The sequence below is a fragment of the Acinetobacter sp. L-24 genome, from assembly GCF_056857555.1.
The window spans coordinates 219085-243889 of record NZ_JBSXNI010000043.1; the positions used below are offsets into that span (position 1 = coordinate 219085).

A 24805-nucleotide genomic window follows, 5' to 3' on the forward strand; every position below is an offset into this window, starting at 1 on the left:
TCATGCTGCTTTTGAAGCCCAATGCTTAATTTTATCTAACAGTATTAACTCAGATGTTTCACATTCTATTTTGATGCCTTGTTGCTGTTGCTTTCGATTTAGACTCTCGATTAGGCTATCTATTTTCTCTGCTTTATCACTATCTAACTTATCTAACTCATCATCTGTTGGACTTAAAATAAAAAAAGTCGGTTCTCTATTATTTAAGATTGCCGCTGTTTTCAAGTCATTAACATTCATTAAATAGTTACTGCTTATTCTATCTAAATTAGGCGTTACTGCTGAAACAATTCCACCATAACCTTTAGTTCCTTGTAATGGAACTAAAAGGCTATCATTATTAAAAGCGATATATTTTTGATTAGGGATGACCCCTGATAGTAAAGGGTCTCCCTTTACTTTATCTTTGAATTTTTTAGTAATTCTGTTAATAAGTGCATCACTTTGCACTGTCTTAAATTCTGATCTTACTGTTTTCCTACTACATTCTCTAGCAAGAGTAATAACACGATTATAAAGTCGATCAAGAATTTCTTCTTCTGAATTACCCTTTGCTACACCCTTATCAATCCATTTAATTTGTTCAGAAAAATTTCTACAATTGTTTGCTAAAGCTGGTAATGAAAGTTCAATGACGTCTTGAACATGTTGAATCACAGAACTATCAAAAAGGCATGATAACCTCTCGAACTGGTCCAACATTTTAAAGTTTATAGTCCCATCAATATTAAGTGCCACACCAATATTTAAAAGTTCTTCAGTAGCAAGATCAGGATTCCACTGAATTAAAGACCATTCACCACGTACGATTTTAGAATTTTGTGTTTTAACTAAATGTAGTTTACTCATGGTGCTACAGCTCCCAAACTACTATTGAAATAAGAGGATAACCCATTAAACCTTGCAACACTTCCTTGCAGTCGATCTTTAAAGTATTGCACTAAAATAGCAATAACCACTTTTGTAGTTGGTACGTTTGGAATTAAACTATTAAAGACCTCTTCAATATCACTCGATATCTCATCAAAACATGGCTCATCAAATGCTCTTAGATTATTATTTGATGCATCAATAATAGGTTTCCATGCAATTGTAGATGGATTTCCGCCATGCTGATTTATAAAGAACTCTTCCAACCAATTAGTAAAGTTATGAGCATTTACTAAACCACAGTTTACCCAATCTACTCCACCAAAGATTAAACCATGATCAATAATAGCTAAACTATTTTTATTTAAGAAAATGATATTACCTGGATTTCTATCACAATTACCTATGCAATCATCAAATGTAATTAATTTTTCGAAATCATCCCACTCTGTTAAAGCATCAAAATACTTTGCAAATTCATCAACTGTGCCACTACTGAAAGGTGGCGAGAAATATAGCTTTTTCATATTACTGCTGCCAATACTTCTACAAGCCCAAGCATAATAAAACCCATATTGATGAGCAAATGTATCCGCTGGATCTGCAGGAATATCATCCACAGATATTTTTATAAGAGCTACTCTTGGAGATTGCTTCAAAGATGCTTTATTAGCCATCAAGTACCCAAAACTTTCGTTTATGATTTCTCGATCTCGACTTACAAATGGGAAAATCTTAATAAAAGTATCAACTTCCTCCCCATCAGGCCAACACACTGTAGCCAATCTAGTACTTGCCGAACACCCTCCACTAGTACTACTTACTAGTCTAAGTGTTTCTAGGTACCCCTCTTCTTCAATTATTTCGATAGTCATATTTATAAAATGCAAGAAATATATTTATTTTATTACTTTATCAAAAAAAGAATAGATCGGCTCTAAATAATCTTAAAAATCTACGACTAACAATGAAAATATTTTCGTTCCTCTACGCAATTAAATAAGAATTTATTCCCAAAAAATATAGCCATTATCTTGGGCCTGTGCATAAGCCCACTCCGCCACCTTATGCGACCGCTCTTTATCCGTCAAAAAGCCCAGCACCGATATTCGATCTACAATGATCAAATCCTGTTCTTCATTCCGCTCCTGCCACTTATGCAAAAACTCATCTGATGCAAGTAAATTACTTTTCTTAGAATTACAGCTTGAATCTGCCAATACAAAATTATGACCTGTATCTGAGGGATACATAGACCATGGAATGAAATGATCGACTGCATAACTGCCTTTTTTCATTGGTTTATTGCAGTAGAAGCATTTACATTCTTGTAGTTCTACCAAGATATTTGCCACTGCATTCAACTGGTTCCTATTCGGCTCAAACATAAATTGTTCTAGGTTTGGCAACTGATTCAAAATCGGAGCATTACTGCTATTTTTTCGGATGTAATCAATCCAACGTTTCTGACAAAGTTCTTCAATAATCTCGCTGAATTGACGTAGGCAATACATGACTTGAGGCAGAAGAGTGAGTTGCTTTCCACACTGGTTAAGTTGATATATAAACTCAAAATTTTGACCATTGATGTTTTGCAGATAACGTACAGGCATCTCTTTAACAGTGCGTGCCACATCTTTAACTAACTTCAACCATACCAAGGCATCTCGTCTTAATAATCCTAGCGACGAATAAATCTGTCTAAGCTTAATAATGCGATTCACAATGGCAGCTTGCTTGCCATTGTTTTGATTCAAGATCAGCTGTCCATGATCATTAAAGGTATATGGCACAGCCTGCTTCCAATACAAATCAATAAACTTTTCAGCAATCTCTGTATACTCAAGTGATAGGCTTTCGCCTGAGTCTTCACCTTTTTCAATAGCCAATCGGCTAAGGCTAATCAGTAACGCAAATTTATAGGTACTGCTAAAACTACCTGACTGTAAAATCAGCTGAATATTTTTAAGGAACTTAAGCTGCTCCTGCGCTGTAGGAATAAAATCAGGCATGCTTTCTCCAAAGTAGATTTAACCACTTTTCATCACGATCTGGACGTTTATCTAGCGTAATCCATTGTTGTAATAGTAAAGCTTGATCGATCTGCTTAAGTAAGTCATGCGCTTGCAGCTCATTTAGATCAGTAAAGCTACGCCCGTCTTTCTCACGGTCTGTATTGCCATATTTAAAAGACATGTAACACACACCATTTGGCTTTAGTGCTTTGAATATGCGCCCCATCACTTCAGGCAAGCAATCTCTGTCACAGTGCAACAGAGAAGCACAGGCCCAAATACCATCGTACTTTTCACTCTCATTTAATTCATAGAAACTTTGTTGACGTACTTCAATGCCGGTCAGCTCCTTGGCCTTTTTAATCAGCTCAGCAGAATAATCTATTGCCTCAACTTGATAGCCTTTGTTTTTAAAAGCCAAAGTATCTCGTCCCGAACCACAGCCAACGTCCAGAATCCGAGCACCTTCAGGCAACTCAGCTAAAAATGGCTGATATAGGCTTTCCATATGAACTTCAAACGTTGAAACTGTAAATTCTTCTGCATGTTTATTGTAGTAGTCTATTGTTTTCATTACGGACACTTAGGCTAAAAGACATTTTCAGTCTACAAGAAAACAAAAAAATAAGGGAGCTAAAAGCATCCCTTATTCTCGACTCGCCAACTTATTTTCAATCCATTGATGAATCTCATAAGCTGACCAGCCGATACGATTTTGAGTAATTTTAACTTTCCTTGGGAATGTGGGATCGTAATAAGGTGAATTCTCATCCATCATTTCATAGATAGTTGAACGTCCTACTCCTGTAAACAACACAACTTGTTTGATATTGATAAGCTGATGCATTTGAAATGTTTGACCAATAAATGTATTCATGACCGATTCTCCTTAGATTGTTTAAGCGAGCTGTCTACCGCTCAAACAATCAGGACGTTCTGTAAAAAACTAATTTGAATACTTCAGCACCTTGGCCTAATTCACCGCTCTTACACTTTGCTGCAACCCCTGCTGAATATTCTGTACAAACCCTTCATGCGAAGCTTGTTGCTCTACCACTCGGCTCTGCTCTTGTTCAGGATAGTATTCCTCAAGTACATCTAACCCTTCCTCTATATCTGTTTCAAATCGCGCATTGGCAAAACCCTTCCTTGCCGTAAAGTCCAAAGCCTCCTGATAAAACCCAGCTTGCTTGCTCTGTTCATCAATTTGCTTGGCTTGAGCAATCGCATCATTCAGACTAATGCCCTCACGTAAAGTCAGATCCACGTAGTACACCGGTTGCCGATAGCTTTGTGTGGTGCTTTTGCCTCTTAAAGTCAGTTGCAAAGGCAGACAAGACAATAAACCTCCTGAAGCTGCGTGGTAATAACTCAGCCGTGCAGCCAAAGTTCGAATACTGTTAAAGCCCGTGGTTCTAAAGATGAAGGTGCCAAATTCATCTGAGTCATCCAGGTTCACATGTAAACGTCCATAAGGTTTGCAGTTACCGCCTTGAGCAAGAGGACATAAATCTGGCGATGGACAGGGATGTTGCTCTACACCTTGATTGGTTAAACGCTGGCAGGTTTCACCGTTGCCGACACAGACTGACCGTCCTGTCTGTCGGTCAAATAAGGTGTATTCAGCGCGTAAGTTCAAATCAGGATCATTAAAGATCATTCTGACGGGGATTGAGCGTAGCTTTTGATTCGGCGTACTGGCTCGAAGCTGTTCATCTAATGGATGTTTGACCCATCCCTCTTTGCTTTGGATCTGGGAAGTAATGGTGAACTGATCATCTTTTTCAGGCAATCGCTTGCCGTTCTTTTCAATGACACGGCCAATACTGATACGCCCCAATACGGGCGGTGTAATCGCTAAACCTTTAATCATGGAAAATATCCTTAAATTTATTTTCTTACAGATCTTCCGCTGCTATGTAAGAGATGTGTTTCAAAGAAACTCAATAAATCCAATCAACAGAAATAGATTATTGCTAGCAGACCAGCCGTAGATATGTAAGAAGCATGTTTCGAAATAATTGAATCAACTAAAAATGAATGAATAACGTTGCTAGCAACAAAAGCCGCGACCGTTTGCCCTCTATTCCTAGCGAATGGAGGGCGGGGAGCGGTTTTTGCGCTTCGCTATTTGAATGGGCTGAAACAGGCTAGTCGGTATAGATATTGAATCGACGACTGCCCGGCTTTTGAAGGGGGTAAAGCTCAATGAGTTCAGGCTGGTGCTGAAGCAATGCCTTGGTATTCAGGCTGATAGAGTCTTTGGCTTTCTTCCAGACCACAGAGCCATGAGCAAAGGTGGCTCGTTCAGCATCTTTCATCAGCATTTGGATCTGATGCTTCAGCTGGTCAAAGCGTTCCTGCTTATGCTGAATCTCTTCTTTCATTTTAATGAGCTGATCGAACATCAAATTGGCATTTTCATTTTGCGAGAGATCTTCAACGCTCAGCGGTACATGCGCTGGATAGAGTTGCAGAATGGCTTTGGCTGCGGATTCACTGGCATCGACTGATGGCGGAGTATCCATTTCCACACATTCCCAGAAATAACGCTCTGCCTGAATGATGTGTTGAATCACTGATTCAGAACGGCTGACTTTAAAGATCTTGGTTTCATGCCCACAGATCAGGACACAGACATGCGCTGCCTGTTTACCTGTCACTGCAAGTTGGTGCTGTACCTGACACAGTACGTATAAAGGCACACCATCTCGCCATAGTCTGGCACCATGTTCTCCGGCAGTCTTACACTCCAGGATCTGTACGTCATCACTACCCACGACTGAGTAATCTAGATTTGCTAGCATAAAAGCTTTGTCGGGATCGGGGTGCTGAAGCACGGCATTCACTCGTCTCACTTTATTATTGGTGTGCAGACTGTAGTACTCAGCCACCAATGGCTCTAGCTGTTTGCCCCAATACAACGGTGCAACGCCTGAGCTGTCATCATCTATATTCTGCTGAGTTCGACCGGTCTTGATCATCCACAGTTCCAACATTGACATGTAGGGATTCAATCCACATGCGGTTGCGGCATCACTACTGCCAATACCTTGCTTACGTACTTCCAGCCATTCCTGGTAATCCATGTTTTTGGTATTGGCTAAACGCTTGGCAGTCGTTGTTCGTTTAGCGACTGTATTGGATTGATTGCTCTCATTCGGAATTGGGAAATGAGTTCGTTGAGGGATATTTATCGGTGCAATCTGATTCATGCTTTAATCCTTATAAATAGTGTGGTCTGTAAAAATTTTCGGCATAAAAAAAGCCACATCTGGAGATGTGGCAAAAGGGGATTTTCACTGGAGAAGGATCATCTACATGACCCTTGACCATTATTGTAATAGCACTAGCTTAAATGAAACTTAAACTACTAAGCGAAGCGCCTGTTCTAATCCACGCTGCTTTAATGCAGCACCTGCACCAAACCAGGCTGAATCGAGGCGATGATCCGTACTCATGGCACGACGTTCATGATCGGCAAACTCGGTGATTGAACACAGCAAACCATAGGCAGTATCTTTGGCTGAGCTAAGCTCTGCACCACGACCTTGTCCATTAAACATGTCCATGACTTTAGCCATGGCACGCCCATTCGGTTCAGGCTTTTCTTTGACTGGAGTTGGAGTAGCGATATTGCGATAGAATTGAATGATGTTCTCCTCCTGATCGGCAGCACTCATGCTGGTATTGTTAAACACTGCATCAAAATAGGCAGCCGCTTCTCCTTGGGTGACTTTACGTTGAGTCAGCTGTTTCATTTCATACATATGCTCATCCCAGGCACGGACTGAGATGCCCAATTGCTGCTTAACCTTGTCAGCATCGAACTTAGTACTGTGTGGGACTTTCACCACACCCGCACTGCTACTCTGTCCACGCAAGGCAATCGCAAGCGTGTTATTGCAGACCACACGGATATTGGTGAACTGTGCTGTGGTGGCCAACGTACCGTCACATGCGGTTGCCAATAAGATATAACCATTACTGACATCCTTGCCCTTGAGTGCCGTAGATTGTCCGGTGCGTGCCAATGCCCAGAACTTCTTGCCCCCTTTGAGTACACCCGCAGTTTCCAATTCAAAGCCGGATTGCTCAGTCAAATCCCGGTAGAACTCCAGAATCTCCATCGGTTGCACTTCCTGATAACGCTGACTGACCACAGATAAGGGAGCATGGGTATCGGAACGATACAGTACTCGCTGTTCTTCATAGGGCATGATGATGCTCTGCCCGCGTTCATTCTTTGCCATATAGCTGACATCGGAAGATTTAATTCGCCAATCCATGCCTGCTTGCTGGGCCCAGATTTCAATCGGCTGATTTTGAGTGAGTTGATTACCTAAGCCATGCCAAGGGGTATCACCGACATAAGCCATTTGTTCGACTTGATGCGCCATATCTTTTCTCCTGAACCGGGTTAATCAAAATTGCGTTGGCAATGGTGACAGTGGAAATAACGAACAGATGCAGCTACTGGTCGAGATGGTTGAATGAAACTATCAATCAAACCACCAACCACTGCCCCTGCAATTCCACCCATCCACGGAGAGATCGGCATTGACAAACTTTTCGAAATGCTGGCACCAATACCGGCACAGGTCATTGAAGACAGGCTGCCCTGACTGGAGGACTGCTGGTTCACCACACGGCTGACGTTTTCGGAATGGCAATACGGACATGTAATATTCATAAGATATACCTCTAAAATGAAAAAAAGGCTTACCGTCTGATAAGCCTTTGAATGTAGGAATAAACATTCATTGTTCATGTAGATGATGTATATCTATGATTTTTTGGAATCAATACGCTCCCCAGGATCTTCTGCAGTATTAAATTGGGGCTTTTTGGGCCACCATACTCGTGGGTATTGATCAACTTTCTCGATCATGGCTAAATAACGGATGACCTCAAAAGCATTACTTACAAATTTTGGGTTGCTTCGTTTAATCATTCCGATACCAAGTCTACCTTCCTGTTTATAGCGCTGCTTATGTTTACTCTGATTACAATTAAAGAATTCACCACACCCCTTAGTAATCTTCTCCTTCCATAGCTGCCCAATCTCTTGCCCATAATAGCCGTCCTTACATTTAGGTGTCCCGTTATAGATCACCAATAAATGACAATGGTAGCCTTTCGACTTGCCTCCCTGCTCTAAGCGATATGCATATCCAATTTGACCTTCAAAAATCGTATCTTTGTCATGTAGCCGTTTAAGCAATATTCTTATATGTTCAGAAAATTTAGTCACTCCAGGATGAGTCTCTAATGAATAGTATAGATCGACCCTTACCAAAAGTAGTTTACGGTGTCGGCTGAGAAGGTTTTTAAAGTACTTTTCGAGTGTATTCCAATTATTCTTTCTCTTGTTTTTAGCACTACTTAAAAATGAATTCTGTTCTTTCCTTAGTCCAATTTGAAATTGTTTAAATACCATGGGACTTAAAAAGATAGTCTCATCTTCTTTTTTAATTAGCTCAGGTAGCAAATCAAAGTAAGCCTGAATCAAAGGGCTGTAGGTTCTGTTTGAATCATAAATTAATTTTGCATCTTCTCTAAATCTGTTTAAGTCAGATTCCAACTTTTGCCAGCGATACGTTTTCTTAATCACTTCCTTCATCAGGTTTTCAATAGCGAGTAAGGTTTGTGGTTCATTCATCGTTGGTGTCCTATGGTTAATTCCATAGGAGTGACAGATCTGTATTTTTTAAATTTGAAGTAGGTGAGTTATTTTTCTCTAAATAAAACACCTTCATCATTTGGGGATGATGAAGGTTATTAAGTTGTTTAAGTATTTAATAATATTATTTAATAATATTAAATATATATCCCAGCTATTCTCAGGCTGACTAAGCAAGGAAGCACAGGACTGAAATGAAAACTTCTACTTCTATAGCAAACAGGGAAAATCTTACGAATTACCCTGTTTTTACAGAGAAAAGTGAAGCGTAAGTTAAGTCTTGTTATAGACTCTCTTTGATGTTTTAGTTTTACCTGAACTTCCATTTTTTTTAATCAACCATTTTGGAAGCTCTTGGTAAATATTATCATCTAGCAGATCTTGATAAACTATATAACTTGCCAGATGCCCAACAATCTTCTTAGATAGTTGTTTTTGAGTGGTTTCAACTACGACTTGGGTGCATTGGAGTTCTTTCAATACATGGGCTATCTGTAATTTTTTCACATAACCATTAACTCTCATCCCTGAATCGTAATCACTTTCAATTTTTCGGCATGCAAATTGCCATAGTCTTTCCAATTCAGAAAATAGATCAGGATGCTCTACCAGTGTTTGTGCCTTAAACATAAAAACCACATTAGCGGCATAACTTGTTATTTGATCTTGAGATTTTCTTTCATTACCGTCCCAGTAACCAAGATAGGCTGTAATTTCAGATATTGGTTTTCTTTTTTTATTGTCCTGCAACATGCCAGAAAATATTTCGGAAAAATCCTTATAAGTTAATCGAAATGAAGGATTACAACCAAATAAACAGCGCACAATCACTACATCTGTCTTCATCGCAGATTTTAACATTGCTTCAACTTTAGCTAGTCGACTCAGGTGTCGCTGAACATGAAAAAGTTTATAAGGCTGATCTACAGCTTTTATAGGCCTTGAAGTAGTTTCAACAGGCTGATCTATGCTCATTAAGCTTTGTTCTGGTTGTTCAACATCAGTAGATTCGACATCTAATCGTGCCTCATCCTGAAAACCAGCCTCTTCTATCAGATCACTCCGTTCTAAAGTGGTTTCATCAACCTGCTGTGTACCCATTTCAGGTGGAATTATTTCACTACTTTTTTTTATCTGTTTTTGTCGAGATTCTGCTTTAAAAAATAAAGGTTGAGTGAATCGATATTCAGCAACAATACTATCAAACTGTTCTTTAATCCTTTTTTCTTTAATTTCCACACCTAAAAAAGTATCCAACATGGAAGCAAGATACTCATCACAGGTTTGTTTTTTATAAATCAAAAAAAAGTACTTTAGTGTTCTAGAAACAGTTTTACCTTCAAGCTTTCTTTGCAACCTTCCCAAGTTATCGCGATTCCTAAGAATGCAAGAAAATTGTAAAAGTTGTCGGGTAATGAGGCTCTCTATATTTTCAGATTGTTTTGTTAATTTATCACGAACAGTATCTGCACCAGGATAAAATGCATCATAAGCCGATTCCTTCAATGTCATGATAAAAGTTTCAATTTCAACAGCTAGTGAAAGATACTGTTGCATGTCCCAAGCTGCAAAATTTTCCTGATAGATGATTGAAATCCGCTGGATATATTCCCTTGCATTCTCTGACAAATGAGCAATATTCCAGATCGTTTTTGCACGTCTTCCTAAGCAAAAAAATAAAAGATGCTGGATATCTTGCGGGTCATTAGCCCGAAGATACGTGAATTTAAGTTCTATTCGCTCAGTGCCTGAATTTAACTTAATTTTACGAAGTGCAGATACCACCACCTCATGTATATAATCCTCTTGAGACTGTTTAGGTTTATCCTGTATTTCTCCAAGTCGTTCTAACTGATACAAAAATCCAAGAAACCACTTTTGAATAAATGCCCAATTATCATCCACCCCATCAATAAGTAAAAAATGTTTTAATTGAAAAGAGGGGAAAAGACTTTGCCTCAATACATTATTCAGGTTTTGGACACTGATTTGCACTGATGTATCTTGTTCAATAGACAAAGATGCAGATAAATCGTCTGCGATTTGTTGAACAAATATATCTTCATTTAGAGGAGATGCTGACTGAACAAAAAATACTGCGTAGTATTCCAGATTATCCTCAGTCGCTCGAAATGGTTTATACAGTATACGAATGATACTTTCGTTGGCTTTGAGGCAGTTTAATAATTTAGACTTTTTATTGATTATCCGATTAAAATTTGACAGTTGCTTGCCATCTTTCCTGAATGTAATTTTAGCTGCTATAACATATAGCATCCCTGCCTGTTCCAACAATGAAGATATATCCTGTTTCACATCCAATGCAAACTTTTCAAGTGCTTCATCCTGATGATCGCTAAACACCTGAACAGTATTACTCTGTTCCTCAACATAAGAATGCTTTTCCTGCTGACTTTTATAACGGTAGGCAAGATACTCCTTTAAAAATTCCTCTGCGTAATCCTCTTCATCTAGTTTCCAACATCCTGAAGATTCATCCACTAAAACAATACTCTGATATTTCCTTTGGATTTTGGGATTGGATTGAGTTTTTTGTACAAACGTAAGAAACTTTCGCAATTCAAAAAAGTGATTTTGATTTATATCCTCAAGTCTAAAGTTTGGAAAAAACTTTATGCGCTTCAAAGCATCAATCAACAGCCTAATGTTTTTTTGATTGAAACGATCATCAGGAAAAACTAGATCCCCCTTATAGCTCTCCAATAAAAATGGAACAACCTCATCAACAAGTTGATAGACATTAATAACATCATCCATTTGTAAAAGTTGATCACGATTAGCACCCAAAACCTCAGCATTGGAATAAATTATTTTTATAAATTTATAAAAATCAATATTTTTATTCATTACAACCGCATAAAATTAATTTAACTATTTGATTTTATTTTACTAAAAATAATTTAAAATACAAGTTTAGCACTTTAAAATTATCATTAAAATTCAAGTTTATTAGACTAATTATCACCTTAATAATATAGTTTAAAATTTATAAAAATATTCTAAATTTACCATATAAATATAGGTAACTTAGACACCATAAAGTTCACTCAGATATCAACCATCAACTCTTTCAGGCTCGATCAAAATCCCATCCAGATCGACCTAAACTTTAAAAAATCACGGACAAAAAAACGCGCCTATGCGCGTCTTTAAGTGATTGGCTAATCTCAATTTAAGGTATTCAGAGCAATATTTTTCTAAGCAATCAGTGAGTCTAGCAGAGTCAAAATTCAGCTGATTTTGACATCCATCCTTTTATTATCTCCCCATACCACTCCATCAATCTCACTCGCTCATCCCAATATTGCGCTCGGTTATAGGCCGAACGAATTCTATTCTGGGGAACATGAGCAAGCTGGCGTTCAATGGCATCTGGATTAAATAAATTAGATTCATTAACAACAGTACTGAACAAAGATCTAAAACCATGAGTAGTCATTCGCCCTGCATAACCACAACGCTTTATCACGGCCAAAATAGACTCGCTACGCATAGGTTCTTTGTTATTCAAACGATGGGGAAATAGCAGTTCCTGATTATGAGTAAGTCTCAAAGCATGAAGCTCAGCAATCATCATGTCAGTCAACGGCACACGATGTGAAAGTCGGTTCTTCATTCGTTCTTCAGGAATATCCCACTTACGCCCTTCCAAATCAAACTCTTCCCAACGTGCTTGCAGTAACTCACTGACCCGAACGCCTGTCAGCATAATCAGGACAATGGCATGATGTGTTTGAGCATCGGCAGGATAAGCCTTAATACGTCTAAGAAATTCAGGCATCTCAGAGGCAGAAAGCGAAGCCAGGTTTTTGACCCTTTTATTCTTAAGGGCATAGACTAAATCACCTGCCGGATTGTCATAGCGATATCCATGGGCAATAGCGTATTTCATGACCATGCCACAACGAGACAAGGTACGTTTTGCAATTTCAAGCGAGCCTCTTGCCTCAATTTTCTTAATGATCTGCAGAATCTCAGGTGCCTGAATCTGATTAATACGCTTATTAGCAAGAGCAATATAAAGCTCATCCAATGAAGCTCGAACATTACTGATGTGTTTGGATGACCAGGTTTCTTTTTGATTATTAAACCAATCTTCTGCAACTTCTTTGAAATAGGGCTTTAAGTCTTCATGCAATACTGATCGTGAGTATCGATGCTTAAGCTCATATGCAAGCTCCCTTGCCTTTTTTAAGCTTAAATCTGGATATAGGCCAAGCGATTCAGACTTACGTTCACCATGGACAGTGACGCGTACATTCCAATATTTTTGACCTTTGGTGGTAATGATGAGGGATAAACCATGTAAATCCGAAAGACGATACTGTTTATCTTTCGGCTGTGCTTTTCTGCATTCAGTATCTGTAAGTGGCATGTCGATTACCCATAATTGATGTATTAAGTTCTGGGTAAATTTTCCCAATATTTACCCGCAAAGAGCAAATATGGGGTCAAATAGGATCAGACAATATCGGACAAACAGGCATGAAAAAAAGCCTTTAAACATTGAGTTTAAAGGCTTTTTTAGATTCCGATGGATTACTTCGGAAAGAATTTTGGTGGAGGTGGCGGGAGTTGAACCCGCGTCCGCCAGCACTACGCTCGAGAATACTACATGCTTAGATATCGTCTATTGTTTTAACTCTTTGTGACCCGACGAACAGGGTACAAATCGCGATCCTCTTAATTTAGTACAAAGCCCCGAGGCTTGGCTTTATACGGACTTGTGTGCGTGCGCTTCAGTCGGACTCTCTAACCACAAGTATTCGGAGAGGCGGACAAGCTGCCCTTAGGCAGCTAGAGCGTATGATTCGTCGTTTGCGACTAAAAAATGCAAATTTGATTTACGAGAGAAAATGCGCTCTCGGCATGCATCTATGAGTTTCATCACCAGCGTCGAAGCCAGAAACACCCCCAAAGTACAAGGCAATCATAGCATAAATGTCAAAAATTACGATGTATTTTCTGAACATTTACACAACTTGATGCGCTTAATTACATTATTGCGCTAATATTTTACTTTTCAAGCCAAATAACAGAAAAATTATGAGCTATTTACTGGCACTAGATCAGGGAACTACGTCAAGTCGGGCCATTATTTTTAATGAACATGGACAAGTTCAGGCAACGGCTCAACGTGAAACGCATATCCACACCCCACATTCAGGCTGGGTGGAACAGGATGCACAGGAAATCTGGAGCTCACAGATTGCGGTGGTACAGCAAGCTTTAGCGACTGCAGGTATTCTGGCAAAAGATATTAGAGCCCTTGGCCTGACTAACCAGCGTGAAACCACTGTAGTCTGGGATCGTCGAAACGGCAAACCGCTCGCCCCGGCAATCGTCTGGCAGGACCGTCGTACGTCTGATTGGTGTAACCGGCTGATTGAACAAGGCCTGATGTCCAAAATTCAGCAAAAAACAGGCTTACGGATTGACCCTTATTTTAGTGCGGGAAAATTGGTCTGGTTTTTAGAGCATGTCGAGGGAGTACGAGCACTCGCTGAACAAGGCCATGTGGCATTTGGTACGATCGATAGCTGGCTGATCTGGAATCTGACCCAAGGCGCAGAGCACGTCATTGAAGCCAGTAACGCTTCTCGTACCATGTTGATGAATCTGCAGCAACAGTCGTGGGATGAAGAGCTACTCGAGCTGTTTAATATCCCTGCTTCGGTCTTACCGAAAATTATTTCTTCTGATTGTTATGTCGCTGACACTGCTTCTGGCTTACTGGGGGCCAATATTCCCATCACCGGCATTTTGGGGGATCAGCAGTCTGCCCTCTTTGGCCAGTCCTGTTTTGAGGTGGGCAGTGCTAAAAACACCTATGGTACTGGCTGCTTTATGCTGTTCAATACCGGACATAATATTCAGCTTAGCCAGAACAAGCTGCTTTCTACTCTTGCCTGGCAAGCCCAGGACCAAACTACCTATGCGCTCGAAGGCAGCGTATTTATGGCTGGTGCTGTAGTGCAATGGTTACGCGATGGCCTCGGAATTATTCAAAAAAGCAGTGATGTGGAAAAACTGGCGCATCAGGTCGAGCATAGTGACGGCGTGGTTCTGGTTCCCGCATTTACCGGACTGGGCGCGCCGCATTGGGATAGTGAAGCACGTGCCTTACTCTGTGGCATGTCACGCGGTACGACCAAAGCGCATATCGCTCGCGCAGCATTAGAATCAATCGCCTTTCAGGTATCGGATGTGCTCAGTGCGATGCAATCTGATATTGCACATCCCCTTAAAGAACTGCGGGTTGATGGTGGTGCCAGCAGCAATGACATGCTAATGCAATTTCAGGCCGATATTCTGAATGTACCGGTACTGCGTCCGCAAATGCTGGAAGCTACCGCCTGGGGCGCAGCCGCTATGGCCGGATTAAAAGCTGGCGTATTTTCCGACCTGAATGAAATTTCCCAGTCCTGGCAGCTGGACCGTGCTTTTGAACCCAAAATGCAAAATGACGAAAGAGAAATGCATTTAGCCAAATGGCAAAATGCCTTGAAACGGGCTAAATCTGATCTCTAAATCCTCTAGGTTCATATTTGATCATCATAAAAAGCACTGTTAAACAGTGCTTTTTAGCTTCCTCAATTCACGATTTCATTAATAGGCATAAGACGCAATCGCTGTTGCAATCGCCTTATCTTCATCATTGACCATGGTCATGCGCATGGTGCAGCCCTTACGCCCCAAACGTAAGGTTTCTGCACGTGCAATAAAATATTTGCCACGTCCAGGCGCCAGATAATCCACCCGCATATCGACCGTCGCCAGACGCGACACTTTTTTAATGGTATCTGCAATCGTTTCCGGTTCAGCTTTTTTATACAGTTCGCCCATGGCCACAATACCACCGACGCTATCCAGTACAGTTGCAGCCAGACCGCCATGCAGAATCTGGAAAGCCACATTACCAATCATGAAATCCTGCATTTCTACATAGGCCTCAATCTGGCCCTCGACCACCCGCATGGTCATGCCGTTATGCTTAAAAAAAGGAGAGCTATTAAAAGCATGTACCAGCTGGTTCAGGACTACATCAATATCCACTTTCGAGCCCAGATGTATATTACCGGTCCAGTTTCTCTCTGTCTTACTCATCACTTTGCCCGAATCCACCACAATAAAAAACCGCTAATTTATGCCCAAAAATTTGAGTTAGGGCTACAATAGAGGCCTAGTTTAATACTGATTACTGAGATTTTTATGACTTATACGTTCAATCGTCCCGCGTTTCCTGCAACTCGCATGCGTCGTATTCGTAAAAATGAACATTTACGTTCGATGGTTCGTGAAACCCATCTCGCGGCAGATCATCTCATTTATCCAGTATTTGTCCTGCCAGGACAAAACCAGACCCAAGATATTCCAAGTATGCCGAATATCCAGCGTCTGTCAGCGGACTTGTTGTTAAAAAAATCAGAACGTCTACTGGAACTCGGTGTCAATAAACTGGCGCTATTTCCGGTCACCCCACAAGAAGATAAAAGCCTGACTGCAGAAGCTGCGTGGCATGAAGATGGTCTGGTACAAAACACCTTGCGTTTATTGAAAAAAGAACTGCCAGAAATGGTGCTGATTACTGACGGCGCATTAGACCCGTATACCACGCATGGTCAGGATGGCATTATTGATGAGAACGGTTATGTCTTAAATGATGAAACGGTCGAGTGCCTGATTAAACAGGGCTTGAGCCATGCCGAAGCCGGTGCAGATGTGTTTGCTCCAAGTGACATGATGGATGGCCGGATCGGTGCGATTCGTCAGGCCTTTGAGCAAAATGGTCATATCTATACTTCGATCATGGCCTATTCAGCCAAATATGCATCAAGTTTCTATGGTCCGTTCCGTGATGCAGTCGGTTCTGCCAGCAATTTAAAAGGCGGCAATAAATACAATTACCAGATGGATGTTGGTAACCGTGCTGAAGCCCTGCATGAAATTGCGCTGGATATTCAGGAAGGTGCAGACATGGTGATTGTTAAACCGGGCATGCCTTATCTGGATATCGTCCGCGAAGTCAAAGACACTTTTGGCGTACCAACCTTTGTCTATCAGGTCAGTGGCGAATACGCGATGCTGGCTGCGGCAATTCAAAATGGCTGGTTATCTGATAGCGTCATTTTAGAATCATTGATGAGCTGTCGTCGTGCCGGTGCAGATGGTATCTGGACCTATTTTGCTGAAGAAGCTGCGCTTAAACTGAAAGACATGAAGTAAAAGGATTTCGGCGCAATGCATATTGCCATTGTCGGCGCTGGCATCACCGGTTTGATGTCGGCGCTGGAACTGCTTGAACAGGGATGTTCTGTTACCCTTTTTGATCAACAGGCCGCCGGACAGGCTGCATCCTGGGCTGGAGGAGGAATCCTTTCCCCGATGTATCCCTGGCGTTATCCCGCTGCTGTAAATGCTCTGGCTCGACATGCCAAACCCATGTATCAGGACTGGAATCAAAAACTGCAACCTTTCACTGGCATCGATTTCCAGATTCATGAAACAGGTATGCTGATTTTTGATGAATCCGATTTTGAAATCGGTTTAAGTTATGCCAAAACACATCAGGATCCGCAGCAACAGGCAGAATTGCTTGATCAGGCTAAACTGCAACAGATCAATCCAAGAATTAATCAGAGCAAATTCAAGCAGGCGATTTATTTCCCTGAACTGGCGAATATCCGTAATCCACGGTTATTACAGTCGATCATTCACTATTTGAAGCAGCATCCTCGTGTCACCTGGCAAGAAGACTGTAAAATCACTCGGCTCAATATTCAGCAAGGCTGTGTAAAAAGTATCTCAGATGAACATAGCCAGGTTTTTCAGGCAGATCAATATGTGTTCACAACCGGAGCATGGTCGCAACACTGGTCACAGCAACTTGGTTTGGAAATTCCGGTACAGCCGGTTCAGGGCCAGATGCTGCTGTTTAAAACGCCAGAAAACTGGCTGCCGACCATGTGCATGCATAAGGTGATGTACCTGATTCCACGTCAGGATGGACATGTTTTATGTGGTTCCAGTATGCGTCAGGTCGGTTTTGACACCTCGCCTTCTAGCGAAATCCGGCAGGATATTTTACAGGCGTGTATCGAGATGGTACCGGAACTGGCAGATTTTCCGCTGGTCAAGCAATGGGCCGGATTAAGACCCAGCTCACCCGATGGTATTCCCTATATTGGCAAAATTCCCAAGCTATACAATGCCTGGGCCAATTTTGGACATTTCCGGAATGGTTTATGCATGGGGCCGGCATCAGGCAAACTACTCGCTCAACTCATCCTTAAAAAAATGCCAATCGTTGATCCAGCTCCTTATGATCCTGTCCGTTTATTAGAGCCCAGTCGTTTAGTGCTTTAGGATATTATCCAGTGCTTCTTTCAGAGTTGGATAATGAAACTGGAATCCAGCCTCCTGCAAGGCTTTGGACTGTACATACTGACCGTTTAAGACCAGTTGTGACTGTTCTCCCAGCATCATTTTCAGACTGCATGCGGGTAGTGGAAGTAAGGGTTTGCGCTTCAGAATCTGGGCCGCAGTTCGTGCAAACTGGGCCTGACTACTTTTTTCTGGCGCGACCACATTAAAGATCTGCTCGGCTGTATCCTCAAGTATCAAGAATTCAATCGCTCGCAGTACATCGTCTAGATGCACCCAGGTCACTGGCTGACGTCCATGACCAATCCGCCCGAACAGATTCAATTTAATCGGCAATAGCATCTGCGGAAGAATCCCGCCACCTTTGCCAAACACCACCGCAAAGCGAACAATCTTGGTGTTCTGGTTAGTATAGGACAAGGCCAGCTGTTCCCACTTTGCACAAAGTTCAGACATAAAAATATCTTGTGGCGGACTTTGCTCCGTGCAGACCTGTTCCCAGCGCTCATTGGGGTCAATGCCATAATAACCAACGGCCGATGTTGAAATAATTCGTTTCGGTTTAAGCTGATTTTTTTCTAAATAATCAAAAACCTGTTTGGTGGTGTCTAAACGGCTATCCAGCAATTTCTTTTTACGCGCTGCCGTCCAGCGGCCTTGACCAATGCTTTCGCCAGCCAGATTGACCACATAATCAAGCTGATGCTGTTTTAATTCATCCAACTGGTTAATCCAGTGAAAGTCCGGATGTGGTTCAGGTTTATTTTTCTGACGGGTCAGACCAATCACCCGATAATCACGATCCAATAAAAACCGTACGAGATGACTGCCAATAAAACCACTCGCTCCCGTCACCAGCACTACAGGTTTATACATCAGTCATTCTTCGCCTTATTATTTTCTTGGTTTAAATTATACGCCACTCATCTTCAGCTTTTTTAAAGCAGGAATATTTTTGTAGTGGAGAATTTGTATCTTTCATCATTCAATCAATTTATGAAGATCGGCTGTCACACAATGATTCATCAATACTCACTGAGGCGAATGGCCAAACATTTTCTCTGCCATACGCTGGGCCTGCTTGCCATAAAACCAGTACGTCAGCAGATACAGCGGAATCGCAATCATCAAAAACATGATCAGCACAATGCTCATAAACTGTGGTTGCTGTAGATACAGCAGAAAGTCCTGCCAGGCATTCGGATTGGAACGGGTGGCGATCACAATACCGAGCAAGAGAAACAATAAATTATAGCCCCAATAAATCAGGCTAAAACCGAGCGTGAATTTTTTACGTTCTGCCTGGGTCGGCGCACGTTTTTGCTGTTTTAGAAATTTAAAAAGCACCCAAATCATGGCTACCAGATAGGGAATAATCGTCAAGATTGCCCCCATACCCATCGGTAATAGGGCTGCCACCACACCACAAATACAGGTAAAAACAAAACAGATAAAGAAAAACCAGGTAAAATAACGACTTAGTGGCAGCATATGCATGACTCGGTGATCTTCAACAGGTGAGTATAAAAAAAATTAAATTTTTTTTCATTTTATTGTCAACCATCCACTAGAGGGTGACGTTATATAGAGTACAAGGGGCAAAAATTTGGACTGGCATCCACGAATTTTTGCTGACCTTTAGAGCTAAAGCAATAAGTCTTAGTGTACAGGAAAATTTTGAATAGCAGCCAAAATCTTCCTGTAACACAAATTTGACCGACGATTTCATCATCACTCGAATCGTCGGTTTTTATTTTTTAAAATCCCTATTTTTAACATCTGAGGGCTTGCAGAGCCTTTAATATCTGATGATCCGGATACAACCGTCCATTAATATCCATACTGATCAAAATAAATTCAGCTTAAGCATCACCAACAATTCGCTGAAATATCGTTTTACAAGTAGATTTTTACCTGTGCTTTTTCCTATAGTAGCAAGGCAGATATCTTGGGGTTCACTACATGGCAGTTCATTTTCTTCACACTTCCGATTGGCATCTGGGACAATTTTTCCATAACCATGACCGTGAATTTGAACATGCGCAGTTTTTGACTTGGCTACTTGAGCAAATCAAAGTAAAGCAACCGCATGCCCTGCTGATTGCCGGCGATATTTTTGATGTGATCAATCCTGCGTCCAGTGCGCAAAGACAGCTATACCAGTTTCTGGCCGATGCCCACGATCTGGCGCCACATATGCAGACCCTGATGATTGCAGGCAATCATGATTCCGGTTACCGGATTGAGCAGGTTGAACCCTTGCTGGCCAAATTCAATGCCAAAGCAGTGGGAATAGTAGGCCGCACGGCAGAAAATACCTTGAACCTAGATCGTCTGCTTATTCCTATTTATGATCAGGATAAAAATATCATCGCCTGGTGTCTGACCCTGCCCTATTTACGCAGTGCCGAAATTACCGGACTGAATGAACATACCAGCAATAACCAGAACGCGATCAGTTATCTGCATCAACAACTGATTGCCGAAGCCAAAGCCCGCAAACAGCCACATCAGGCACTGATTTTAATGTCACATGCGCACATGCAAGGTGGTGAGACCTCGGACTCCGAGCGTCCGATTATTGTCGGCAATGAAGAAGCCCTGTCGACGGCGCTGTTTGATGACGTGATTGATTATGTCGCGCTAGGGCATTTGCATAAACCACAAAAAGTCGGTCAGCCGCATATTCGCTATAGTGGTTCCCCAATCCCTTTGTCATTTAGTGAAATCCATTACCAGCATCAGGTGGTTGAAGTCCGGATTGATCCCGAACAAAACCCGGAAAACCGCTTTCAGTACGATGCCTTAAGCATTCCGCGTACTGTCGAGCTGTTCCGCATTCGTGAAAAGCTGGAAAATTTAATCACTACAATTCAGGCCTTGCCTGCCGGAGAAATCGGGCAGCTTTCTGCACGGCATTTTCTGGAAGTGGAATACACCACTGATGCGCCGCCTCCGGTAGACCTGCGTCAGCAAATAGAACAGGCCCTACCTGCTAACCGTTACCGACTGCTGCGCATCAGCCGGATTTACCAGCAACAGGTCGACCTTAGTTCAAGCCAGTCTAAAATTGATCTGGCACCCCCTACCCCGGAATCGCTATTTTTCAATATCTGGAAAAAAATGGGCTATAAGCAGGATCATTCGGTACAACGGGATTTTCAGGAATTACTGAATGAAGCCCAACACGAACTTGCACAAAAACAACAAGCCTAGGATCGGCCATGAAAATTTTACGTCTAAGTCTTAATAATCTGGCCTCCCTCACCGGCACCCATCATATTGATTTTGAATCGAGTCCTTTGGCTCATGCCGGCCTGATTGCCATCACCGGCAAGACTGGTGCCGGGAAATCTACCCTGCTCGATGCCATGTGCCTGGCGCTGTATAATGAAATCCCCCGCCTAAAAGGTGCCACAGGCAGCCTGAAAGATACTGGCGGTCAGGATGTGTCCATCAAGGATTCCAAGAATATTCTGCGCCGTGGCTGCGTGCATGGTTTTGCCGAACTGGAATTTATTGCACTCGACAGCAAACGCTATATGGCACGCTGGGAAATTAAACGGGCACGCCAGAAAGTCGATGGCAATCTAAAAGTAGACCGCTACGTCAAATGTCTGGATGATGATACGACACTGACGCAAAAAATATCGGAAGTCACACCCTTGATTGAAAAACTGGTGGGCTTAAGTTTTGAGCAGTTTACCCGCGCAGTTTTGCTCGCACAGTCGGAAGTCGGTGCCTTTCTTAAAGCTAAAGATAATGAACGCGCAGACTTGCTGGAATATCTCACCAATTCACAGATTTTCAGTCTGGTTAGTCAGAAAGCCGCAGAGAAATTCAGCGAAGTCAAAAACCAGCGCAACGATCTGGAAAAGTTGATCGGGCATATTGAAATTCTGTCTGAAGAAGACATCAGCACTTTACAGCAGCAGCAGAGCTCTTTGTCTTTGCAACTTCAGAATTTGCAGCAATCAGAAAAACTGCTAGAAAATGAGAAACAATGGCATCTGGACCGACATAAACTCTATGCAGAAGTCCATGCCAAAAAAGAAGTCTACGAAGTACAGCAAGATGCAGTAAATAAATCTGCAGGACAGCAACAGCTACTGGAGCAGCTGGATGAATTCCAGTCGATTCGGGATCAGTTTGTGAGTCGTACCCGTCTAGCCCCTCAAAAAGAGCAGATTCAGCACCAGCACACCCAATTTACGCTGGAATTTGAAACGCTCAAACAGAGCTTTGTAGCAGAAGAAGCCAAACTTACAGCCTTACAACAACAGCAGCACCAGTTTCAGCAACACTTGGCAAACCTGAAACCGCATCTGGAGGCAGGTTTAAGGCTGGATCATGCAATTGATACGGTATCAGAGCGGTACAAAAAACTGCATGCAGAGCAAAGCCAGTTTCAAACCCTTCGTCTACAGCCTTTAGAAGAACAACTGCGACAGCAACAACAGACTTTGAATCAGCTACAAGCTCGGCAAGAAAAGGTTGCACAACAATTGGCTGAATCTGGCTTTTTAAATGTGTTCGATCTGGAGCCGCAAAGTACCTTGCAACGCATACAAGACTTTATGCGTCAGTATCAGCAACTGCAGCAACAGAATCCGGACAGCCTGAAGCAGCCTTTACCTGAACTGGAAAAAACCGTTACAGTACTTTCAGGAAATCTGAACAAGTGGATACAACAGCATCATAGTCTGGAACAGCTAGAAGAGCATCTCAAAACCATTCAGGAAATGCGTCAGCAACGCCAAGCGGAACAGCGTCAGCTCGACCTGCTGCAACAGCAGGTACAACAAATCGTTCAACAATCACAAGAATTTGAACAACTGCAATCTGCTGTAAATAGCCAACAGCAGCAACTAAAAATGCAGCAAGAGGCCGAACAGGCACTACATCAGCAGATTCAGGCTGAACAACAGGCCTATGAACACCTGGAACAAATACTTGCCCAGCAACGTTTATTGCATGCGCAAAGTGTGCAGGATCTTCGTGGCCAGTTAAAACCGGATGAGCCATGCATGGTCTGTGGAAGCCCAGCCCATCCTTTTGTCGATGCCGTCCATGAACATCTGGAACAGAGCCTGAACCAGCTACAGGAGCAACAGTTACGGCAGGCAAAACAGCAGCTCGATCAGCAACTGCAATCTCAGCAGCAGCAACGCATTGAAATGTCTAAAGCACAAACAGTAATTGAGCAACAGCAACAGCGTTGCCAGATCCTGCAAAACCAGATTCAACAATCCTCTGCTGACTGTAAATCTCAACTACTTAAACTGGAAGTGGTTACCGAGCAGCACAATGATCTTCCTACATTCATCCAGTTACTGGCGAATCACACTCAAAGTTTGGTCCAGCAGCTAGAACTATCACAACAGCAGGAACAACAGCTCCAGCAACAATTACAACAATGGCGTCAACAACAACAGCAATTGCACCAATTACAACTGGCTCTACAGCAACGTCAGCAACTCGACCAGCTGATACACCCAGTTTTAAGCATACTGCCCGAGCAGTACCAGTCGCAGCCACCTATGCTCTGCTTACCTCAGTTGCAACGACAAGTAGAGCACCGCATGCAGCACTTGGCAGTACAAAAGCAGCTGGAATCTGACCTGCATCAACAGCAGCAGATATTGGAAAAGAGCCAGTATCAACTACAATTGGAACAGCAAAATTTTGCTCAATTGAGCCAGTCTGTAGAGCAGTTGATTCAGCAAGGCAAAGACCTGCGTCAACAACTGGCTGAACTGACCCAAGAACATGCAGGACAAGTCTACCGTGTCGCTGCAGAATGGCGCAATGCACTAGAGCTACAAGCCAAGACCTTAGAGCAGACTTTAGAACAAAAGCGTCAATGCACGGCGCAGGCCGAAAAACAGTGGCATCAAACCCACTTAAAACTGCAAGAATTTATCAGCCAACTTCAGCAGATCGATCAGCAATTGGCTCAATATCAGCAAGATATTCAGGCATGGCAAGCAGCACATCCTCAAGTGACGGCAGCTCAAATTGAACAATGGCTCAGTATTGATCTGAGCAACCATCAACGCATTCGTCAGAATCTGGCCAACCAGAAACAGGCACTCGAAAATGCCAGAACAGCCTGGCAATTACTTGAAGAACAATATCAGGCCCATTTAAAACTACAGCCAGAACATGAATTTGAGGAAATTGAACAAAAACTTGGCATGCTGCATCAGGAAAAAATAATGCAGCAGGAAGTGCTCAATGAAACTGATGCCAAACTGCGTATGAATGCCAATAATCAAAACACCTATGCCAAATATCAGCAGCAAATTGAGCAGATCAAAGCCGAAGAATACCGTTGGGGTCGTATTTACGACCTGATCGGACATAAGGAAGGTACCAAATTCCAGAAAATTGCCCAGGAACATCATCTGGATATTCTGGTGGAATATGCAAATCAGCAGTTGCAACCGTTGGCACCCCGCTATCAGTTACACCGTATTCCGGATAGCCTGAGTCTGGCGATTATTGATCTGGACATGAATAGTGAAGTCCGCCCTGTGCTGTCCCTATCGGGGGGTGAAACCTTCCTGGTTTCATTGGCTTTGGCTTTGGCGATTGCCAATATGGCCTCCGGCTCCATGAAACTGGAATCACTGTTTATTGATGAAGGTTTTGGTACGCTAGATCCTGCTTCGTTACATATGGTGATGAATGCACTGGATCATTTACAAAGTCAGGGTCGTAAAGTTGTATTAATCTCGCATGTGCAGGAAATGCATGAACGGATTCCGGTACAAATTCAGGTCAAGCCTGTCGGTGCAGGCGCCAGTACCATTCAGATTATAGGTTAACG

General features: G+C 42.2%; 20 protein-coding genes and 1 other RNA gene. 5 read left to right on the top strand and 16 right to left on the bottom strand.

The genetic code is table 11. The features are described 5' to 3' along the window. The 13 genes from AC13CK_RS11325 to ssrA form a co-directional block, all read right to left on the bottom strand. Complete coding sequence (locus tag AC13CK_RS11325; RefSeq protein ID WP_314295950.1) at positions 1 to 849, bottom strand: DUF3037 domain-containing protein; 849 nt, start codon at positions 847 to 849, stop codon at positions 1 to 3. After that, positions 846 to 1547 (bottom strand): protein kinase family protein, encoded by a 702-nt coding sequence (locus AC13CK_RS11330; RefSeq protein ID WP_336019879.1) that lies wholly within the window; start codon positions 1545 to 1547, stop codon positions 846 to 848. The genes AC13CK_RS11325 and AC13CK_RS11330 overlap by 4 nt, the downstream gene beginning before the upstream one ends. A gap of 330 nt (positions 1548 to 1877) precedes the next feature. Beyond that, on the bottom strand, positions 1878 to 2882 hold the full coding sequence (locus AC13CK_RS11335; RefSeq protein ID WP_482831209.1) for an HNH endonuclease domain-containing protein: 1005 nt from the start codon (positions 2880 to 2882) through the stop codon (positions 1878 to 1880). Beyond that, positions 2875 to 3459: a class I SAM-dependent methyltransferase gene (locus AC13CK_RS11340; protein ID WP_482831210.1), complete on the bottom strand. Its 585-nt coding sequence runs from the start codon at positions 3457 to 3459 to the stop codon at positions 2875 to 2877. Before AC13CK_RS11340 ends, AC13CK_RS11335 begins: the two co-directional genes overlap by 8 nt. A gap of 72 nt (positions 3460 to 3531) precedes the next feature. Next, positions 3532 to 3762 (bottom strand): helix-turn-helix transcriptional regulator, encoded by a 231-nt coding sequence (locus AC13CK_RS11345; protein ID WP_087662351.1) that lies wholly within the window; start codon positions 3760 to 3762, stop codon positions 3532 to 3534. Positions 3763 to 3858: 96 nt separating this feature from the next. Next, positions 3859 to 4758 carry a recombination directionality factor gene (locus AC13CK_RS11350; protein ID WP_482831211.1) on the bottom strand — a complete coding sequence of 300 codons (900 nt, stop codon included), beginning with the start codon at positions 4756 to 4758 and terminating at the stop codon, positions 3859 to 3861. 277 nt (positions 4759 to 5035) lie between these two features. Then, on the bottom strand, positions 5036 to 6100 hold the full coding sequence (locus tag AC13CK_RS11355) for a YqaJ viral recombinase family nuclease (protein ID WP_482831212.1): 1065 nt from the start codon (positions 6098 to 6100) through the stop codon (positions 5036 to 5038). Between the two features lie 150 nt (positions 6101 to 6250). Further along, the gene (locus AC13CK_RS11360; RefSeq protein WP_482831213.1) at positions 6251 to 7285 is read right to left on the bottom strand and encodes a DUF932 domain-containing protein; all 1035 of its coding nucleotides are present in this window, start codon (positions 7283 to 7285) and stop codon (positions 6251 to 6253) included. Between the two features lie 20 nt (positions 7286 to 7305). Then, entirely contained in the window at positions 7306 to 7578 is a 273-nt protein-coding gene (locus tag AC13CK_RS11365) for a hypothetical protein (RefSeq protein WP_482831214.1), read from the bottom strand. Positions 7579 to 7671: 93 nt separating this feature from the next. Then, complete coding sequence (locus AC13CK_RS11370) at positions 7672 to 8547, bottom strand: YagK/YfjJ domain-containing protein (protein WP_482831215.1); 876 nt, start codon at positions 8545 to 8547, stop codon at positions 7672 to 7674. 294 nt (positions 8548 to 8841) lie between these two features. Continuing rightward, positions 8842 to 11436: a hypothetical protein gene (locus AC13CK_RS11375; protein WP_482831216.1), complete on the bottom strand. Its 2595-nt coding sequence runs from the start codon at positions 11434 to 11436 to the stop codon at positions 8842 to 8844. 376 nt (positions 11437 to 11812) lie between these two features. Next, positions 11813 to 12964: a tyrosine-type recombinase/integrase gene (locus tag AC13CK_RS11380; RefSeq protein ID WP_482831217.1), complete on the bottom strand. Its 1152-nt coding sequence runs from the start codon at positions 12962 to 12964 to the stop codon at positions 11813 to 11815. A gap of 182 nt (positions 12965 to 13146) precedes the next feature. Further along, positions 13147 to 13505: a transfer-messenger RNA gene (ssrA, locus tag AC13CK_RS11385) on the bottom strand. A 130-nt stretch (positions 13506 to 13635) separates the two neighbouring features. Between ssrA and glpK the strand changes: the two genes are divergently transcribed. Then, positions 13636 to 15120 carry a glycerol kinase GlpK gene (gene glpK / locus AC13CK_RS11390; RefSeq protein ID WP_482831218.1) on the top strand — a complete coding sequence of 495 codons (1485 nt, stop codon included), beginning with the start codon at positions 13636 to 13638 and terminating at the stop codon, positions 15118 to 15120. Positions 15121 to 15198: 78 nt separating this feature from the next. Here glpK and AC13CK_RS11395 read toward each other — a convergent pair whose 3' ends face one another. Then, positions 15199 to 15696: a thioesterase family protein gene (locus tag AC13CK_RS11395; protein ID WP_004646146.1), complete on the bottom strand. Its 498-nt coding sequence runs from the start codon at positions 15694 to 15696 to the stop codon at positions 15199 to 15201. Positions 15697 to 15801: 105 nt separating this feature from the next. Between AC13CK_RS11395 and hemB the strand changes: the two genes are divergently transcribed. Together hemB and thiO are read left to right on the top strand one after the other, a co-directional pair. Beyond that, positions 15802 to 16815 carry a porphobilinogen synthase gene (gene hemB, locus AC13CK_RS11400; RefSeq protein ID WP_425879588.1) on the top strand — a complete coding sequence of 338 codons (1014 nt, stop codon included), beginning with the start codon at positions 15802 to 15804 and terminating at the stop codon, positions 16813 to 16815. Positions 16816 to 16830: 15 nt separating this feature from the next. Next, entirely contained in the window at positions 16831 to 17955 is a 1125-nt protein-coding gene (gene thiO / locus AC13CK_RS11405) for a glycine oxidase ThiO (RefSeq protein WP_425879586.1), read from the top strand. Here thiO and AC13CK_RS11410 read toward each other — a convergent pair. Together AC13CK_RS11410 and AC13CK_RS11415 are read right to left on the bottom strand one after the other, a co-directional pair. After that, the gene (locus AC13CK_RS11410) at positions 17944 to 18849 is read right to left on the bottom strand and encodes a TIGR01777 family oxidoreductase (protein WP_425879584.1); all 906 of its coding nucleotides are present in this window, start codon (positions 18847 to 18849) and stop codon (positions 17944 to 17946) included. The genes thiO and AC13CK_RS11410 overlap by 12 nt on opposite strands. A gap of 156 nt (positions 18850 to 19005) precedes the next feature. Next, positions 19006 to 19464 (bottom strand): ABZJ_00895 family protein, encoded by a 459-nt coding sequence (locus AC13CK_RS11415; protein WP_425879779.1) that lies wholly within the window; start codon positions 19462 to 19464, stop codon positions 19006 to 19008. Positions 19465 to 19935: 471 nt separating this feature from the next. On the opposite strand from AC13CK_RS11415, the gene AC13CK_RS11420 reads away from it, so the two are divergent. Together AC13CK_RS11420 and AC13CK_RS11425 are read left to right on the top strand one after the other, a co-directional pair. Next, on the top strand, positions 19936 to 21189 hold the full coding sequence (locus tag AC13CK_RS11420) for an exonuclease SbcCD subunit D (protein WP_425879582.1): 1254 nt from the start codon (positions 19936 to 19938) through the stop codon (positions 21187 to 21189). 8 nt (positions 21190 to 21197) lie between these two features. After that, positions 21198 to 24803: an AAA family ATPase gene (locus AC13CK_RS11425; protein ID WP_482831220.1), complete on the top strand. Its 3606-nt coding sequence runs from the start codon at positions 21198 to 21200 to the stop codon at positions 24801 to 24803. Positions 24804 to 24805 lie beyond the last annotated feature (2 nt).